18 protein-coding genes are annotated in these 15,916 nt (G+C 71.4%); 6 read left to right on the top strand and 12 right to left on the bottom strand.

Annotated elements, in window-relative coordinates:
• Positions 1-44: 44 nt before the first annotated feature.
• Positions 45-641 carry a 2'-5' RNA ligase family protein gene (locus AC07B0_RS09640; RefSeq protein ID WP_356870834.1) on the top strand — a complete coding sequence of 199 codons (597 nt, stop codon included), beginning with the start codon at positions 45-47 and terminating at the stop codon, positions 639-641.
• A 157-nt stretch (positions 642-798) separates the two neighbouring features.
• Complete coding sequence (locus tag AC07B0_RS09635) at positions 799-1,764, top strand: YhjD/YihY/BrkB family envelope integrity protein (RefSeq protein ID WP_478897484.1); 966 nt, start codon at positions 799-801, stop codon at positions 1,762-1,764.
• A 91-nt stretch (positions 1,765-1,855) separates the two neighbouring features.
• Here the strand turns inward: AC07B0_RS09635 and AC07B0_RS09630 are convergent, their stop codons facing one another.
• Positions 1,856-3,064: a D-alanyl-D-alanine carboxypeptidase family protein gene (locus tag AC07B0_RS09630; RefSeq protein ID WP_467290687.1), complete on the bottom strand. Its 1,209-nt coding sequence runs from the start codon at positions 3,062-3,064 to the stop codon at positions 1,856-1,858.
• Positions 3,065-3,242: 178 nt separating this feature from the next.
• Here AC07B0_RS09630 and AC07B0_RS09625 point away from each other — a divergent pair, with 178 nt between their 5' ends.
• The 3 genes from AC07B0_RS09625 (at position 3,243) to AC07B0_RS09615 (ending at position 6,490) form a co-directional block, all read left to right on the top strand.
• The gene (locus AC07B0_RS09625; RefSeq protein WP_356870828.1) at positions 3,243-3,488 is read left to right on the top strand and encodes an SCO4848 family membrane protein; all 246 of its coding nucleotides are present in this window, start codon (positions 3,243-3,245) and stop codon (positions 3,486-3,488) included.
• Complete coding sequence (locus AC07B0_RS09620; protein ID WP_478897482.1) at positions 3,485-4,834, top strand: metallophosphoesterase; 1,350 nt, start codon at positions 3,485-3,487, stop codon at positions 4,832-4,834. The genes AC07B0_RS09625 and AC07B0_RS09620 overlap by 4 nt, the downstream gene beginning before the upstream one ends.
• Before the next feature lie 99 nt (positions 4,835-4,933).
• On the top strand, positions 4,934-6,490 hold the full coding sequence (locus tag AC07B0_RS09615; RefSeq protein WP_469376472.1) for an ABC transporter substrate-binding protein: 1,557 nt from the start codon (positions 4,934-4,936) through the stop codon (positions 6,488-6,490).
• A gap of 44 nt (positions 6,491-6,534) precedes the next feature.
• On the opposite strand, the gene AC07B0_RS09610 is transcribed toward AC07B0_RS09615, so the two are convergent.
• Complete coding sequence (locus AC07B0_RS09610) at positions 6,535-7,047, bottom strand: MarR family winged helix-turn-helix transcriptional regulator (RefSeq protein ID WP_478897480.1); 513 nt, start codon at positions 7,045-7,047, stop codon at positions 6,535-6,537.
• 101 nt (positions 7,048-7,148) lie between these two features.
• On the opposite strand from AC07B0_RS09610, the gene AC07B0_RS09605 reads away from it, so the two are divergent.
• Positions 7,149-8,444 carry an MFS transporter gene (locus AC07B0_RS09605; protein ID WP_469376475.1) on the top strand — a complete coding sequence of 432 codons (1,296 nt, stop codon included), beginning with the start codon at positions 7,149-7,151 and terminating at the stop codon, positions 8,442-8,444.
• Positions 8,445-8,472: 28 nt separating this feature from the next.
• On the opposite strand, the gene AC07B0_RS09600 is transcribed toward AC07B0_RS09605, so the two are convergent.
• The 10 genes from AC07B0_RS09600 to AC07B0_RS09555 form a co-directional block, all read right to left on the bottom strand.
• A complete protein-coding gene (locus tag AC07B0_RS09600; RefSeq protein WP_356870818.1) occupies positions 8,473-9,204 on the bottom strand; it encodes a TetR family transcriptional regulator in 732 nt (243 codons plus the stop codon).
• A gap of 11 nt (positions 9,205-9,215) precedes the next feature.
• Positions 9,216-9,641, bottom strand: a complete 426-nt coding sequence (locus AC07B0_RS09595; protein ID WP_478897477.1) for a thiol-disulfide oxidoreductase DCC family protein — start codon at positions 9,639-9,641, stop codon at positions 9,216-9,218.
• A 3-nt stretch (positions 9,642-9,644) separates the two neighbouring features.
• Positions 9,645-10,049, bottom strand: a complete 405-nt coding sequence (locus tag AC07B0_RS09590) for a hypothetical protein (RefSeq protein WP_467289951.1) — start codon at positions 10,047-10,049, stop codon at positions 9,645-9,647.
• 119 nt (positions 10,050-10,168) lie between these two features.
• Positions 10,169-10,930, bottom strand: a complete 762-nt coding sequence (locus tag AC07B0_RS09585) for an alpha/beta fold hydrolase (RefSeq protein ID WP_469376479.1) — start codon at positions 10,928-10,930, stop codon at positions 10,169-10,171.
• 74 nt (positions 10,931-11,004) lie between these two features.
• On the bottom strand, positions 11,005-11,529 hold the full coding sequence (locus AC07B0_RS09580) for a hypothetical protein (protein ID WP_356870810.1): 525 nt from the start codon (positions 11,527-11,529) through the stop codon (positions 11,005-11,007).
• Positions 11,530-11,663: 134 nt separating this feature from the next.
• Entirely contained in the window at positions 11,664-12,422 is a 759-nt protein-coding gene (locus AC07B0_RS09575) for a succinate dehydrogenase iron-sulfur subunit (protein ID WP_189733159.1), read from the bottom strand.
• Positions 12,422-14,176, bottom strand: a complete 1,755-nt coding sequence (gene sdhA, locus AC07B0_RS09570; RefSeq protein WP_356870807.1) for a succinate dehydrogenase flavoprotein subunit — start codon at positions 14,174-14,176, stop codon at positions 12,422-12,424. The genes AC07B0_RS09575 and sdhA overlap by 1 nt, the downstream gene beginning before the upstream one ends.
• A 23-nt stretch (positions 14,177-14,199) precedes the next feature.
• Positions 14,200-14,682, bottom strand: coding sequence for a succinate dehydrogenase hydrophobic membrane anchor subunit (locus tag AC07B0_RS09565; protein WP_267012636.1), 483 nt, complete (start codon positions 14,680-14,682; stop codon positions 14,200-14,202).
• A 5-nt stretch (positions 14,683-14,687) separates the two neighbouring features.
• Positions 14,688-15,068, bottom strand: coding sequence for a succinate dehydrogenase, cytochrome b556 subunit (gene sdhC, locus AC07B0_RS09560; protein ID WP_266934686.1), 381 nt, complete (start codon positions 15,066-15,068; stop codon positions 14,688-14,690).
• A gap of 152 nt (positions 15,069-15,220) precedes the next feature.
• A complete protein-coding gene (locus AC07B0_RS09555) occupies positions 15,221-15,847 on the bottom strand; it encodes a 2-oxo-4-hydroxy-4-carboxy-5-ureidoimidazoline decarboxylase (protein ID WP_478897475.1) in 627 nt (208 codons plus the stop codon).
• Between the last annotated feature and the right edge of the window lie 69 nt (positions 15,848-15,916).

The raw sequence follows: 15,916 nt of genomic DNA, 5'->3' as shown, positions 1-15,916 counted from the left end.
CGCCGCCCGGCAACCGCGCACACAGACACACGGAGGAGACAGACGTGGGGACCGTAACGCTCGGCGTTTCGATCGCGGTCCCGGAGCCTTACGGCAGCCGGCTCCAGGAGCTGCGCGCGGGCTTCGGGGACGTCGCCGCGCACGGCATTCCCACGCACGTCACCCTCGTACCGCCCACCGAGGTGGACACGGACCGGCTGCCGCAGATCCGGGCCCACCTGGCCGAGGTCGCGCTGTCCTCCCGTCCCTTCGCGATGCGGCTCGCGGGGACGGGTACCTTCCGTCCCCTCTCGCCGGTCGTCTTCGTCCAGCTCGCCGAGGGCGCCCCGGGCTGCACCCGGCTCCAGGGCCGCGTCCGTGATCCCGAGGGCCCGATCAACCGGGAGCTGGCGTTCCCGTACCACCCGCACGTCACGGTCGCCCACGGGATCTCCGAGGAGGCGATGGACCGGGCCTTCGCCGAGCTCGCCGACTACGCCGCCGAGTGGCTGTGCGAGGGCTTCGCGCTCTACGAGCAGGGCTCGGACGGAGTCTGGCGCAAACTGCGCGAGTACCCGTTCGGCAGCGGTCCGACGGGCGTCCCCGCACAGTCCGGGTCACCCGCCGCCACGGCCGCCGAGGCATCGGCGCGGCGCTCCTGACGCAGCGGGCGCAGGGCCTGGAAGGCGCGGAACCTGAGCCTTCGCAGGACCAGGATGTGGAACGGACGGGCCGTCGGGCGAAAAGTCACAATCGACGACCGTAGTACCCGAAACCGGCAATCCCGGCTATTTGCGGCAGCTCAATTACGGTGGCCCCATGGACTGGCTGACGAAACTCCCGGTGATCGGGCCGCTGGCGTCCGCCGCCATGCGGACGCATGCGTGGCGTTCCTACGAGCGGCTCGACCGGGTGCACTGGACCCGGCTGGCGGCCGCCATCACCTTCATCAGTTTCCTCGCGCTCTTCCCGCTGATCACCGTCGCGGCCGCCGTGGGCGCCGCCCTGCTCAGCCAGGAGCAGCTCGACCGGTTGCAGAAGAACCTCTCCGACCAGGTCCCCGGCATCTCCGACCAGCTCGACATCAACGGGCTCGTCGCGAACGCCGCCACGATCGGTCTCGTCGCTGGCGCCCTGCTGCTCTTCACGGGGATCGGCTGGATCGGCTCGATGCGGGACTGCCTGCGCGCGGTGTGGGACAGGGACGACGAGGACGAGGGCAACCCCTTCGCCCGCAAGGGAAAGGACGCCCTCGTCCTGCTCGGCCTCGGCGGCGCCGGCATCGCCTCGGCCGCGGCGTCGATCATCGGGTCCAGCGCGGTCGGCAAGTCCGGCGAGGCGCTCGGCCTGTCCTCCGCGGGCGCGGGCGGGGCGGTGCTGCGGTCCGCGGCCTTCCTGGTGGGCGTGGTGGCGGCCTTCCTGCTGCTGCTCTACGTCCTGACCCTGCTGCCCGGGGTCGAACCCCCGCGCGGCCGCCTGATCCAGGCGGCCCTGATCGGCGCGGCGGGCTTCGAGCTGCTGAAGCTGCTGCTCAGCGGCTACATGCGGGAGGTCGCGGGCAAGAGCATGTACGGGGCCTTCGGCGTGCCGATCGCCCTGCTGCTGTGGATCAACTTCATGGCCAAGCTGCTGCTGTTCTGCTCCGCCTGGACCGCGACCCGCGACGACGCCGACGGCGACGGCGACGGCGCGCAGGACCCGGAGCCCGGTGACGGGCCGGAAGCCGGGTCCGGGCCGGACGCGGAACCCCGGCCGGACCCGGCGCCCGCACCACGGCCCGCCTGACGCCCCGACCGCCGGGCCGCCCGACCGCCTCACCGCCGGGCCGCCTCACCGCCGACCGCCCGGCCGGCGGGCCCGGCTCCGGCCGGGTGGCTCAGGCGTCCAGGCCGCCCTGGCTGCCCGGGCCCCGGCGGCCGCGCGGCCAACGCCGGTTGACCACGAACGCCCCGCCGGCCAGGACGGCCAGCGCCCCGCCCGCGATGCCCATCGCCGTGCCGATGCCGCTGCTGCCCGAGTCGTCGCCGCCCGCCGTCGGGCTGTTCTCGTGCGACTGGGCGGGGGAGCCGTACGAGGTGGTGTCCGCGCTCTTCGGCGGCACCAGCTCGCCCACCGGCCGGACCTTCCCGGCCGCCGCGAAGCCCCAGTCGAAGAGCGCGGCGGTCTCCTCGTACACCGAGTTGGCCCCGCCGGTGTCCGGGTTCATGACCGTGACCAGCAGCTTCTTCGACCCCTGCTGGGCGGCGCCAGTGAAGGTGGATCCGGCCATGGTGGTGTTGCCGTTCTTCACCCCGGCGATGCCCTTGTAGGGGCTGATGCCGCCCGCGCCCGTCATCAGCCGGTTGGTGTTCTGGATCTCGAAGAAGTCGCGGGGCTTGCCTTCCTCCTGGAGGCCGGGGAACTTCGCCGTCACCGTGCCGCAGTACTCCCGGAAGTCCTCCTTCTGGAGGCCGGAGCGGGCGATGAGGGTGAGGTCGTAGGCGCTCGACACCTGCTCGGGGGCGTCGTAGCCGTCCGGCGACACCACGTGGGTGTCCAGCGCCTGGAGCTCCTCGGCGTGCGCCTGCATGTCCCTGACGGTCTTGTCGATGCCGCCGTTCATGGCCGAAAGCACGTGCACGGCGTCGTTGCCGGACTTCAGGAACACCCCGAGCCACAGGTCGTGGACCGTGTACTCGTGGTCCTCCTTCACCCCGACGAGGCTGCTGCCCGGGCCGACCCCGGACATCTCCTCGTCGGTGACCTTGTGGACCTTGTCCTTGGGCAGGCCCGGCAGCACCGTGTCCGCGAACAGCATCTTCATGGTCGAGGCCGGGGGCAGCCGCCAGTGGGCGTTGTGGGCCGCCAGGACCTCCCCGGTCTCGGCGTCGGCGACGATCCAGGAACGCCCGGTGATGTTCGCCGGCAGGGCGGGCGCGCCGGGCAGCAGGTTCACCTGGGTGCCCGGCTGGCCGAGCGAGGCACCGCCGACGCTGGACATCGCCGCGGGGGGCGCGGGAGCCGCCTTGGCCCTGGGCGGCTGTCCCTTCCCGTCGGCGGCCGGCGGCGGGGGTTCCGGGTCGGCGTGGGCGGGCGGCGCCAGCATCGCGGGAACCAGCAGCGCGGCGGAAAGGACCGTCAGCGCGGTCTTCTTGGCAGACACGCAGGTGAAAGTACATCCTGATGGGCTGTCCGCCGTCGTGGACCGGCCAACCCGCCGCAACCACCGCCGGGACAGCCCACCCCGGCGCGTCCGTCCTGGGTACCGATCCGATACTGGGGTCATGAAACTCAGCCGCACCTCCTCCTGGTTCCTGCTCGCCTTCGGAGTGTGGAGCTGGTTCATCTGGGTGTCCTTCGTCCGGAACCTGTGGAAGAACGCCAGCGGCCTGTCCTTCGACACGGCCGGTGACCCTACGGGGTACTTCTGGGTCCACTTTCTCCTTGCGGTGACGTCCTTTCTCCTGGGGACGGCCGTTGGTGTGATCGGGTTGCGTGGCGTGCTGGCTCTGCGTCGGGAATCACGATGACCGTATTTGTCTTTGTTCTGATCGCTCTGGCGGTCCTGACGCTGCTGGTGTTCGTTCACCGCTGGCTCTGGATCCGGCTGTTCCGCGACACGACGCGGCCGGGCAGCCCGGTCCGCCGCGCGGGCACCGTCGCCGCCTTCCTGCTGCCGGTGCTGGCGCTGGCCGCCCTCACGGCGGGCCGCGCGGGCGCGCCCTTCTGGCTCCAGCGGACCGTCGCCTGGCCGGGCTTCATGTGGCTGGCGGTGCTGCTGTACCTGACGCTGGCCATGCTGGTCGCCGAGGTGGTCCGCCGCGTGTGGCTGCGCCGCCCGGCCCGCACGCCCCTGGCAGCCGGAGCCGGACGGGGCTCCGCCCCGCACGAGCCGGAGCCGCTGGTCCGCGAGGAGGCGGGCCCGGGCGACTCCGGCCGCGGCGACTCCGGCCACGCGGGTGACGCCGGCGCGGCCGGCGCGGGTCCCGGGGACCTGGCCACGGCCGCGGCCCCCGTGGCGCAGGGCGGCCCGGGCGAGGGACCCGAGGGGGTCACCCGCCGGCTGTTCGTGGCGCGGACCCTCGGCGGCGCGGCCCTGGTCGCCACCGCCGCCACCGTCGGCACCGGAACGTACGGGGTGCTGCGCGGGCCGCGCGTGAAGCGGGTCCAGGTCCCCCTGGCCCGGCTGCCGCGCGCGGCGCACGGCTTCCGCATCGCCGTCGTCAGCGACGTGCACCTGGGTGCGGTCCTGGGGCGCGCCCACGCGCAGCGGATCGTCGACACCGTCAACCGCACGCAGCCGGACCTGATCGCGATCGTCGGCGACCTCGTCGACGGTGACGTCCAGGACCTCGGCCCCGCCGCCGAGCCGCTGCGCCGGCTCACGTCCCGGCACGGCACCTTCTTCGTCACCGGCAACCACGAGTACTTCTCCGGCGCCCAGCAGTGGGTCGACCACGTCCGTGAGCTCGGCCTGACCCCGCTGGAGAACGCCCGCCGCGAGCTCCCGTACTTCGACCTCGCCGGGGTCAACGACGTGGCCGGCGAGACCGAGGGCCACGGCCCCGACTTCCAGGCGGCCCTCGGCGACCGCGACCGGTCCCGTACGTCCGTCCTCCTCGCCCACCAGCCGATCGTGATCGACGACGCCGTGCGGCACGGCGTGGACCTCCAGCTCTCCGGGCACACCCACGGCGGACAGCTGTGGCCCGGCAAGTACCTCGCCGAGCTGGCCAATCCCACCGTCGCGGGCCTGGAGCGCTACGGCGACACCCAGTTGTACGTGTCCCGCGGAGCGGGAGCCTGGGGTCCGCCCGTCCGGGTCGGGGCGCCGTCCGACATCACCGTCGTCGAACTTGCCTCATACCAGGCCTGACCAGGGCCGACCGGGCATCGCGGACCTTCCCGTGGCTGCTTTTCCGTGATTGGGTGACCGATTATCGGATAGCGGGTTCGAATATCGGGGGTTCAGGGGATGCGGTCTGTCCGCTCGAAGGCCATCGCGGCCGGGCTGGTCCTGGGGGTGGCGGGCGTCGGCGGGTGGATGCTGCTGCCCACGGGGGACGACGGCAGGCGCGTGATCCGGGTCGGGACGACCGACGTCGTCTCGGCGCTCGACCCGGCCGGGGCCTACGACGCCGGATCCTGGGCGCTGTTCAGCAACGTCTACCAGTCGCTCCTGACCATCAGGACCGGCTCGGACACCCCGGTCCCGGACGCCGCGTCCTCCTGCAAGTTCGTCGGGCAGAAGCTGACCACCTACCAGTGCGAGCTCCGCCCGGACCTGAAGTTCCCCGGGGGCCGGGCGGTCACGGCCGAGGACGTGAAGTTCTCCTTCGACCGGATCAAGCGGATCAACTCCGACCAGGGACCCGCCCCGCTGTTCAACACCCTGGAGTCGGTGAAGGCCGAGGGCCGCACGGTCACCTTCAACCTGTCGGCCCGCGACGCCACCTTCCCCTTCAAGATCGCGACGGGTGCCGCCTCGATCGTCGACAAGGAGAAGTACCCGGCCGGCGCGCTCCGCGAGGGGAACGGGGCCGACGGCACGGGCCCGTACGTCCTGGACGCGTACGAGCCGGGCGAGAGCGCCGAGCTGAAGCCCAACCCGGCCTACAAGGGGCAGGGCAAGCCCGCCCGGGCGAGCGTCACCGTCCGGTACTTCGAGGACTCCGCCGACCTCGACAAGGCCTGGCGGGAGCGGCAGGTCGAGGTCGCGCACCGCGACATGCCGCCCGAGGTCCTCGCGGGCCTGAACCCGGGCATGAAGGACACCCGCTACCAGGCGTCCGGCGGTAGCGAGACCCGCGCCGTGGTCTTCAACGTCCGCCCGGGTTCCGCGGCGGAGAAGCCGGCCGTCCGCCAGGCCGTGGCCGCCGTACTGGACCGCTCGAAGATCTCCGGCGACGTGTACAAGGGCACGGTCACCCCGCTCTACTCCCTCGTCCCGGCGGGCATCGCGGCGCACAGCACGCCCTTCTACGACGCGTACCCGTCGCCCAACGGCACGCTCGCCCGCAAGCTCCTCAAGGACGGCGGGATCACCGCTCCCGTCACGCTGACGCTGGGCGTGAACCAGCGCGGCGCGAACGAGGCCGAGGCCGGGGAGATCAAGCGGCAGCTGGAGTCCACCGGCCTGTTCCAGGTGACCGTGAAGCCGGTCCAGGAGTGGGCGGACTTCCAGAAGGGGTACGCGGCCGGCGCGTACGACGCCTACACGATCGGCTGGATCGCCGACTTCCCGGACGCCGACAACTTCCTCGCCCCGCTGGTCGGCGCCGGGTCCAGCATGAACAACGGCTTCTCCGACAAGACCGTCGACGAGCTGATCACCCGCACCCAGTCCTTCTCGGACCGCGCCGGGGCGGCCGCCGACTTCCGCGAACTCCAGAAGGCCGTCGCCCAGCAGGTCCCGATGCTGCCGATCTGGCAGAAGAAGGACTACGTCATGTCCCGCGAGGCCGTCACCGGCGCGCAGTACCTCTCCGACGGCACGGGCGTCTGGCGCCTGTGGGAGCTGAACTGGCTGTGACGGACCCGGTCTGACGGACCGGTTCCTCCGGGCGACGCCCCCGTTCAGTCGAGCGGGGGCGTGTCCCCGTGCGCCAGCAGGAGCGTGCGCAGGGCCTCGGCGAGGGCGGAGGACCCCTCGCGGCCGAGGGGCTCCAGCAGCCGGGCGTAGTGGTCGAGGTGGGCCTCCATCACCTTCCCGCTGATCTCCAGGCCCCGGTCCGTCAGCCGGATCCGCACCGAGCGCCGGTCGGTCTCGTCGCGCACCCGCTCCACGAGCCCCTTGGCCTCCAGGCGGTCGATGCGGTTGGTGATGGCGCCCGAGGTCACCATGGCGGCGGGGATCAGGGCCCCGGCGGTCAGCGCGTACGGGGGGCCCGAGCGGCGCAGGCTGGCGAGGAGGTCGAACTCGCCGACCTCCAGGCCGTGTTCCGCCATGAAGGTCTTGAGCTGCTTGTCGATGATCCGGGCCATCCGCTGGATCCGGGCCAGCGCTTCGACGGGCCACAGTCCGTCCGTCAGGTCGGGGCGTTCGGCCGTCCACTGTCCGATGACGTGGGCCACCATGTCGTTCTCCATGCCGCGAGAATACCTCAACGTTAAGACACTTGACGTTGAGGTAGTGGGCCTGATTTTATCTCAACGTTGAGATTGTCAAGGTTGAGGAAGTGGGTCGGGCCATGTCTGCCACCACCCGTGCGAGCACCGCGAGCACCCCCGCGGGCACTCCCGCGAACACCCCGTACCCCCCGGTCGCACCGGGCCCGAGCGGGAGCGCCGAGCGCGCCGGGAGCCCGGTCCGGCCCGTTCCCGTCCTGTGGCTCGCCCTGCTGGCCACGCCCCTCGCCGCCGGGGCCAACGCGCCGGTGCTGATCCTTCCCGAGCTGGCGGGCTCCCTCGGCGTCCCCGTCGGCTCCGCCGCCCAGCTGCTCACCGCCTTCGGCTGGGCCGTGGCCGTCGGCACCCCGCTGCTCGCCGGGCTGCTGCGCCGCCGGGGCCTGGCGGCCCTGCTCCACCTGGCCGCCGCGCTGACCCTGGCCGGCGCCGTGCTCGTCGCCGTCTCCCCCTGGCTGCCGCTCACCCTGCTCGGCCGCTGCGCCCAGGCCGCGGGCGGCGCCGGCTTCGTCGCCGCCGCGATCAGCCTCGCCGGGACCGCCCGCCGGATGGGCGTCATCAGCGCCGGCTTCGGCATGCTCGGCGCGACCGGACCGCTGCTCGGCCAGGTCCTCACGCAGGCGGTGTCCTGGCGGCTGGCCCTCGCCGTGCCGGTGGTCACCCTGCTCGCCGTCCCGGCCGTCCTCCGCCACACCGGGCGGGCGCCGGCGGCGCCCGCGCCGGGCCGCTTCGACGCCCGGGGCGCGGCCCTGCTGACCGTGCTCGCGACCGCCCTGGTGCTGCTGGCGACCGCTCCGCTCGCCGCCCTGGGCGCGGCCCTCGCCGCCGCCGCACTGCTCGTCCTGCACGTACGCCGCTGCCCCGACGGCTTCGTACCGGCCGTCCTGCTGCGCTCGCCCGTCTTCCTCGTCTCGGCGCTGCTCGCGCTCGTCCTGTCGACGTCCTACTTCACCGTGCTGCTGTCGGTGCCCCGGCTGCTCGCCGAGCGCGCCGGCTGGGACACGGGCTCCGCCGGGGCCGGACAGCTCGTGGCCCTGCTCGCCGGATCCGCCCTGTCCTGGCCGCTCGCCGCCGCCTCGGCCCGCATGAGCCGCACGGCCGTCCGTACGGTCCTCGTCGCGACCGGCGCCGCCTCGGCCCTCGTCGCGCTCCTCGCGGACTCGGCCCCGCTGCTGCTGGCGGCCACGGCGGCGGGCGTGTTCACCGCCTCCGCCGCCAACGCCGTCCTGTCCACGCACGCCGTGGCCAGTGCCCCCGACGCCGGCCGACGGCCCGCGGCCATCGGCCTGTTCACCCTCTGCTACCAGCTGGGCGGCGCCTTCGGCCCCGCCCTCGCGACCCTCCTGGTGCTCGGAGCCTGAACCGGGCGGTCGCGGCCCGTACTCCTGGCTACTCCTCGCCGGGATGCGGGTCCGAGGCCCGCTTGCCGCGCGCGACCGCCGTCTGGGCCATGCCCGGCAGGAAGTCCGCGAACAGTTCGTGCACCTCGCGCACCAGCGGACGCAGCACCCGGAACCGGGCAAGGACGATGCCCCGCGTCGTCAGCTGTGCCCCGCGCTCCGCGAGCCGCCGGGTCTTCTGGCTGTCCGGCGAGCGGTCGAACACCCAGTACAGGACCAGCCCCATCTGCGAGAGCCACATCAGCTCCGGCAGTACGTCGGCCAGTTCGTCCGGGACCTTCGTCTTCGCGCCGGCGAGCACCTCGCGGTGCATGTCGATCGCCGCCTTGCGCGCCGGTTCCGATTCCGGCGAGAAGGGGCTGAGCGGACTCTCGGGGTCCGCGGCGTTCTTGAAGAACTGCGAGGCGAACTCGTGGTAGGGCGCCGCGATGTCCAGCCAGCTCGTCAGGACCCCCGCGAGCCGCTTCTGAAGGTCGGTCTCCTGGTCCAGGATGGGCCGGACCGCCCTCTGGTGGGCCGCGCCGATCCGGTCGTAGAAGCCCTGGACCAGGTGCTCCTTCGACTCGAAGTAGTAGTACGCGTTGCCGACCGAGACCCCTGCCTCCTTGGCGATGCCCCGCATGGTCGTCTTGTCGAAACCGCGCTCCTGGAAGAGCCGGAGCGCGGTTTCGAGGATGAGCGTCCGGGTCTGCTCGCTCTTGGGCGCCTTCTGATCTGTCACGGTGTCCGACCTTATCGGGGTACGGCGCACTGGTCGTCACAGAGTGGGTCCCCGTGCTCCGCTTCGGGGTTGGTCCGTACCGCGTGGCGCACGGCGGCGGCGGTGTGCATGGCCGCCTTGGCGAAGGGCCGGCCGGCCGGTGTGGCCAGCCAGTTCGCCTTCGGGCGGTGCTCGGCGAGGGCCCACAGGCACACGATGAAGGCGTCGGTACCGCTCCACACCTGGCCCTGGTCGCCGATCACGGTGATCTCCCTGAGGGTCGCCCGGTGGTCGAGCGCCGGGTAGCGGTGCCGGGCCTCGTAGGACGCGGCCGGTACGAGCCGCAGCGGTACGAGCCACCGCTGGGCGAGCAGCCAGTGCCGGATGTGCACGCAGACCGGGCAGTTGGCGTCGTAGAGGACGGTCAGGTGGCGGACGGGCGCCGACCGCGGCCGCACCGCTCAGGCTCCGGCCGGGGCGGTCCACCCCTGCGGGGCGACGGGCGGGGTCTGCTGACGCTCCATGACGCCCCGGCGGCGCATCTTGTTGAGCACCCACACGTTCCCGAGGTGCATGACGCCGAGGACGAGCAGGACGACGCCGAGCTTGACCGACAGTGCCTCGAAGAGGTCGCGGGCCGCGATGATGTCCTCGCTCGACCGCAGGTAGAGGGTCACGAACCCGATGTTCACGAGGTAGAAGCCGACCACCAGGAGCTGGTTGACGGCGTCGGCGAGCTTCTCGTTCCCCTGGAGGACGTCGCCGATGAAGACCCGGCCGTTGCGGCTGAGCGTACGGGCCACCCAGACGGTGAGCCCGATGCTGATGAGCAGGTAGATGACGTACGCGACCACGGTGAGGTCCATTGCCCTCAGCCCCCTTGAACGTGTTCAACTGCTGACGTCCTTGACTGTAGACCTCTTTTTGAACAGGTTCAAGCTTGCTTTTGAACAAGTTCAGGGGGCTGGGGGGATGCGTGCATGTCCTACCGGGCGCCGAGGAACCCGATCAGCAGGTCCGTGATCTCCTCCGGCCGCTCCAGGGAGGGGAGGTGGCCGGCCCAGGGCAGTTCGCGGTACTCGGCGCCCGGGATCAGGGCCGGGAGGCCGGCCGGGATGCGCCGGTAGTCGGGGAGGTCGTGGGCCCCTCCGACGGCGAGCACCGGGGCGGTCACGGACCCCAGGTCGACCTCGGGCTCGGGGAGTTCGTGGCCCCCGGTGGCGGCCAGGGCCCCCTTGAGGTTGCCCAGCTCCATCTCCCGTACGGCGGCGTGCGCGGCCTCGTCGGCCTCCGGGCCGAGCCAGGTGCGGGCGCTCAGCGCCGCCGCTCCCGCCAGGTCCCCGGCCGCCACGAGGGCGTCCTCGGCGGCCCCGTACGCGCGCACCTCCGGGCCGTCCGGCGACAGCCCGGGCCGTCCGGGGCAGAGCAGTGCCACGCGGGCGACCCGCTCGGGGTGCAGGGCGGCGATCAGCAGGGATATCCGGCCGCCGTAGGAGGAGCCGACGAACGAGGCCCGCTCGACGCCCAGCCGGTCCAGCAGGGCCAGTACGTCGCCGTGGTCGCTGTACGGGGCCTCGGCGGCGGGGGAGTCCCCGCAGGTCCGGAAGTCGGCACGGACGACGCGGAAGCCCGCCTCGGCGAGCGGGACCCACTGGGGGTCCCACATGCGCCGGTCGCAGACGGAGGAGTGCAGCAGGACGACGGTGGGCGCGCCGACGGGACCGGTCACGTCATGGGAAAGGATCATCCCGCGATCCTGCCCCGGGCCGGTGCCCACCGCCACCCCGTTTCCCCTGGTCAGGAGTACGGGGTGGGGAGGTGTCAGACGCTCAGGGAGCGGGCGTAGTTGAGCTGGCCCATGACCCACTGCATGGCGTAGGCGTCGGTCGCCGGGATCATCGTCGAGTGGTGGCGGCCGCCGGAGGTGACCGTGACCTGGATGAAGCCGGTGGTGACCTTCTCCTTCATCAGCAGGAACAGCAGGCCGACCAGGCAGAGCAGGGCGAAGACGATCGCCAGCACGATCGCGTGCGTCGGGATCTTCTCCTCGGTGCGCGAGAAGTCGGTGGCGTTCCACATCGCGCCCCGCAGCGGCATCGTCCCCGACGGGGTGATGATCTGGTCGCCGGAGATGGTGATGTCGCCCAGGGCGAACCCGGCGCCGCCCATCGGGCCGGGCACGGGCGCGGGCAGGCCCGCGCCGATGGTCGGCTGGTAGGGCTGGGGCGCCGCCGGGTAGGGCTGCGGGTAGCCGTAACTGGGCTCGCCCGGGCCCCACGTGTAGTCGCCCTGACCGGGCTGCTGCCCCGGACCGCCCGCATAGGGATTCGGCTGCTGCTCACTCATACGGCCGATCTTTCCACAGCGGCCGCCGCCTCCGTACCCCGCGCGCGGGGCCGCGTGGGCCCCGAACGGCCGAGGCCCGCACCCCCGGAGGGGTGCGGGCCTCGGCGCAGGCGGACGGGTCCGCGGCGGGAAGGTCAGAAGCGGCGCGTGATCAGGGCGCGCTTGACTTCCTGGATGGCCTTCGTGACCTCGATGCCACGCGGGCACGCGTCGGTGCAGTTGAAGGTCGTGCGGCAACGCCACACGCCGTCCTTGTCGTTCAGGATCTCCAGCCGCTGCTCACCGGCCTCGTCGCGCGAGTCGAAGATGAAGCGGTGCGCGTTGACGATCGCCGCCGGGCCGAAGTACTGGCCGTCGTTCCAGAACACCGGGCACGAGGACGTGCACGCGGCGCACAGGATGCACTTGGTGGTGTCGTCGAAGCGCTCGCGGTCCTCGGCGGACTGCAGGCGCTCGCGGGTCGGCTCGTTGCCCTTGGTGACCAGGAACGGCATGACGTCCCGGTACGCCTGGAAGAAGGGCTCCATGTCGACCACGAGGTCCTTCATCACCGTGAGGCCCTTGATGGCCTCGACGGTGATCGGCTTCTCCGGGTTGATGTCCTTGATCAGCGTCTTGCAGGCGAGCCTGTTCTTGCCGTTGATCCGCATCGCGTCGGAGCCGCAGATGCCGTGCGCGCACGAGCGGCGGAAGGTCAGCGTGCCGTCCAGGTCCCACTTGATCTTGTGGAGACCGTCGAGCACGCGCTCCTTCGGGTCGATCTCGACCTGGAAGTCCTGCCAGGTCGACTCCTCCGAGATCTCCGGGTTGAAGCGGCGGATCCGGAAGGTGACCGTGATGAACGGCGAGGCGGCGGCCGCCGCCTCCATCTTGTCGAGGGTCGGGGTGGCCATCAGTACTTACGCTCCATCGGCTGGTAGCGGGTGACGACGACGGGCTTGTAGTCCAGCCGGACGGAGTCCTTGCCGTCGGCGCCGACCTCGCGGTACGCCATGGTGTGGCGCATGAAGTTGACGTCGTCGCGGTTCGGGTAGTCCTCGCGGTAGTGACCGCCGCGGGACTCCTTGCGCGCGAGCGCGGACACCGCCATGACCTCGGCCAGGTCGAGCAGGTTGCCCAGCTCGATGGCCTCCAGCAGGTCCGTGTTGAAGCGCTTGCCCTTGTCCTGGACGGACACGTTCTTGTAGCGCTCGCGCAGCTCCGCGATCTTCTCCACCGCGGTCTTGATGGTCTGCTCCGTACGGAACACCATCACGCAGGCGTCCATCGTCTCCTGGAGCTCCAGACGCAGGTCGGCGACCCGCTCGTGGCCCGTGGAGTTGCGCAGGTGCTCGACCAGGTCGGCGACCTGCTGCGCCGGGTTCTCCGGCAGCTCGACGTAGTCGTTCTCGGCCGAGTACTTGGCCGCGGCGATGCCCGAGCGCTTGCCGAAGACGTTGATGTCCAGCAGCGAGTTCGTGCCCAGGCGGTTCGCGCCGTGCACCGACACGCAGGCGACCTCGCCGGCCGCGTACAGGCCGGGGACGACGGTGGTGTTGTCGCGCAGGACCTCACCCTCGACGTTGGTCGGGATGCCGCCCATGGCGTAGTGCGCGGTGGGCTGGATCGGGATCGGGTCCGTGTACGGCTCGATGCCGAGGTACGTACGGGCGAACTCGGTGATGTCCGGGAGCTTCGCGTCGAGCTGCTCCGGCGGCAGGTGCGTCAGGTCCAGGTACACGTGGTCACCGGCGGGACCGCAGCCGCGGCCCTCACGGATCTCGGTGTAGATGGAGCGCGAGACGACGTCGCGGGACGCGAGGTCCTTCATGACGGGCGCGTACTTCTCCATGAAGCGCTCGCCGTCCTTGTTGCGGAGGATGCCGCCCTCACCGCGGGCGCCCTCCGTCAGCAGGATGCCCATGCGCCAGATGCCCGTCGGGTGGAACTGGAAGAACTCCATGTCCTCCAGCGGCAGGCCGCGGCGGTAGCAGGCCGCCTGGCCGTCACCCGTGAGGGTGTGCGCGTTGGAGGTCACCTTGAAGAACTTGCCGGTGCCGCCGGAGGCGTAGATGACGGCCTTCGCCTGGAACACGTGGATCTCGCCAGTGGCGAGCTCGTACGCGACCACGCCGGCCGACTTCGTGACGCCGTCCTCCTCGACCAGCAGCTGGTCCAGGACGTAGAACTCGTTGAAGAACTCCACGCCCTCCTTGACGCAGTTCTGGTACAGCGTCTGGAGGATCATGTGGCCCGTGCGGTCCGCGGCGTAGCAGGACCGGCGGACCGGCGCCTCGCCGTGGTTGCGGGAGTGACCGCCGAAGCGGCGCTGGTCGATGGTGCCGTCCGGGGTGCGGTTGAACGGCAGGCCCATCTTCTCGAGGTCGAGGACCGCGTCGATGGCCTCCTTCGCCAGGATCTCGGCGGCGTCCTGGTCGACCAGGTAGTCACCGCCCTTGACCGTGTCGAAGGTGTGCCACTCCCAGTTGTCGTCCTCCACGTTGGCCAGCGCGGCGGCCATGCCGCCCTGCGCGGCGCCCGTGTGGGAGCGGGTGGGGTACAGCTTCGTCAGCACGGCGGTGCGGCTGCGCTTCGTCGCCTCGATGGCGGCGCGCATGCCGGCGCCACCTGCGCCGACGATGACGGTGTCGTACTTGTGGATCTTCATGGGATTCGCCTCAGCCCCGTTGCCTAGCGGATGTTCGGGTCGAAGGTGAAGATCACCAGCGTGCCCAGAAGGATGGTGAACACCGTGGCGGTGTAGAGCAGGCCCTTCAGCCACAGCCGCGTGTTGGCGCGCTCCGCGTAGTCGTTGATGACGGTACGCAGACCGTTGGCGCCGTGCAGCATGGCCAGCCACAGCATCAGCAGGTCCCAGACCTGCCAGAACGGGGACGCCCAGCGGCCGGCCACGAAGGCGAAGCCGATCTTGGAGACGCCGCCGTCCAGCACCAGCTGGATGAGCAGGTGGCCGATGACGAGCACGACCAGGACGATGCCCGAGAGGCGCATGAAGAGCCACGCGACCATCTCGAAGTTGCCGCGGGTGGAGCGCGGGGTCTTGCCGGTGCGCTTGCGCGGGGCCTCGATGTAAGGCGCCGGGTTGTCGACGTCGTAGAGGGACACGCCCTCCACGTCACCGATGCCCTTTTCGAAAGAAGTGTCAGAAGACATGCGTGTCACTTCCCGAAGAGTTCGAGGTAGGCGTGGCCCAGTACGGGGTACAGGGCCCCGACCATCAGCACGATCCAGACGCCCACGACCGACCAGAGCATCTGCTTCTGGTAGCGGGGGCCCTTGGACCAGAAGTCCACGGCGATGACACGGAGACCGTTGAGCGCGTGGAACAGGATTGCGGCGACGAGGCCGTACTCCAGCAGCGCGACGATCGGAGTCTTGTAGGTAGCCACGACATCGTCGTACGCCTCAGGGGAGACGCGGACGAGAGCGGTGTCGAGGACGTGTACGAACAGGAAGAAGAAAATGAGGACGCCGGTGACTCGATGAGCCACCCAGGACCACATTCCTTCCCGGCCGCGGTACAACGTTCCAGCCGGCACGGAAAACCCTCCGGAAGCGGGGCGGGGGCCAGCCGGCTTCTTTGTCGGTCGGGCCCGGCCGGGTACGGTCCTCCGGCCCCGGACATCGTAGCGACGCTTTGTCGGTTCCCTCGCGCGGGGGCCATCGGTGTGATCAAACAGGCACGGACGGACTATCCCACAGGGGCGAATAGCCCGAAATCGGCCTCAGACAGCCCATCGGCCGAGTCGGTCCCGTCGAGTCCGTCCAGCAGCGAGGGCAGCCGGTCCAGCAGCCGGACCAGCCTGGCCTGCGCGAGCAGGCGCAGCTCGTCGGCCGAGATCGACCGCTCCTCGTCCACCTCGTGAGCCATCCTGCGGCGGATCGCGCCCAGCAGCTGGTCCACCTGCTCCTCGGGCGGATGGCCGTCCAGGCAGATCACGAAGGCGTGCCCGAAGGTCCGCTCGTACTCGGCGCGGGCCGCGTCCAGGGCCAGCAGCGCCGCGTACGGGGCCCCGTGCCCCAGCTCCGCCGAGGACTCCGCGGCCAGGGCCTCGGTGAGGTCGCCCTGGGAGAGGTCGTACGAGGCCTCGTCGGCCGCGGCGAGTAGGGAGGCGGTGTCGGGGTAAGGGCGGTGAGCGGCCACGCGGTGCGCCCAGCGCCGGCTGCCGCAGCAGTGCAGCAGCGCGGCCCGGGCGGCTTCGGGGGGCAGGGAGTCGAATCGCGCCAGCCCGGAGCCGGAGGCTGCGCCGCGGACCTGTGCCGGAAGATGGCTGGACAGCGGAACTCTCCTCGGGGCGTGGCGCGGGTGTACCGCCACGCTAGCGATCTCGGGCGGTGAGTGTCGTACCCATGCGGGGTTTTCACCCGGAAGTGAGCCGAAAGGATG

This window comes from Streptomyces sp. NPDC044704 (assembly GCF_056433525.1).
This window is presented reverse-complemented; position numbering and strand designations above follow the sequence as displayed.

What these genes read in the sequence shown, in the direction of transcription:
- AC07B0_RS09635 (WP_478897484.1), top strand. Translation starts at nt 799, where the DNA reads ATGGACTGGCTGACGAAACTCCCGGTGATCGGGCCGCTGGCGTCCGCC.
- AC07B0_RS09630 (WP_467290687.1), bottom strand. Translation starts at nt 3,064, where the DNA reads ATGCTGGCGCCGCCCGCCCACGCCGACCCGGAACCCCCGCCGCCGGCC.
- AC07B0_RS09625 (WP_356870828.1), top strand. Translation starts at nt 3,243, where the DNA reads ATGAAACTCAGCCGCACCTCCTCCTGGTTCCTGCTCGCCTTCGGAGTG.
- AC07B0_RS09620 (WP_478897482.1), top strand. Translation starts at nt 3,485, where the DNA reads ATGACCGTATTTGTCTTTGTTCTGATCGCTCTGGCGGTCCTGACGCTG.
- AC07B0_RS09615 (WP_469376472.1), top strand. Translation starts at nt 4,934, where the DNA reads ATGCGGTCTGTCCGCTCGAAGGCCATCGCGGCCGGGCTGGTCCTGGGG.
- AC07B0_RS09610 (WP_478897480.1), bottom strand. Translation starts at nt 7,047, where the DNA reads ATGGAGAACGACATGGTGGCCCACGTCATCGGACAGTGGACGGCCGAA.
- AC07B0_RS09605 (WP_469376475.1), top strand. Translation starts at nt 7,149, where the DNA reads ATGTCTGCCACCACCCGTGCGAGCACCGCGAGCACCCCCGCGGGCACT.
- AC07B0_RS09590 (WP_467289951.1), bottom strand. Translation starts at nt 10,049, where the DNA reads ATGGACCTCACCGTGGTCGCGTACGTCATCTACCTGCTCATCAGCATC.
- AC07B0_RS09585 (WP_469376479.1), bottom strand. Translation starts at nt 10,930, where the DNA reads ATGATCCTTTCCCATGACGTGACCGGTCCCGTCGGCGCGCCCACCGTC.
- AC07B0_RS09580 (WP_356870810.1), bottom strand. Translation starts at nt 11,529, where the DNA reads ATGAGTGAGCAGCAGCCGAATCCCTATGCGGGCGGTCCGGGGCAGCAG.
- AC07B0_RS09575 (WP_189733159.1), bottom strand. Translation starts at nt 12,422, where the DNA reads ATGGCCACCCCGACCCTCGACAAGATGGAGGCGGCGGCCGCCGCCTCG.
- sdhA (WP_356870807.1), bottom strand. Translation starts at nt 14,176, where the DNA reads ATGAAGATCCACAAGTACGACACCGTCATCGTCGGCGCAGGTGGCGCC.
- AC07B0_RS09565 (WP_267012636.1), bottom strand. Translation starts at nt 14,682, where the DNA reads ATGTCTTCTGACACTTCTTTCGAAAAGGGCATCGGTGACGTGGAGGGC.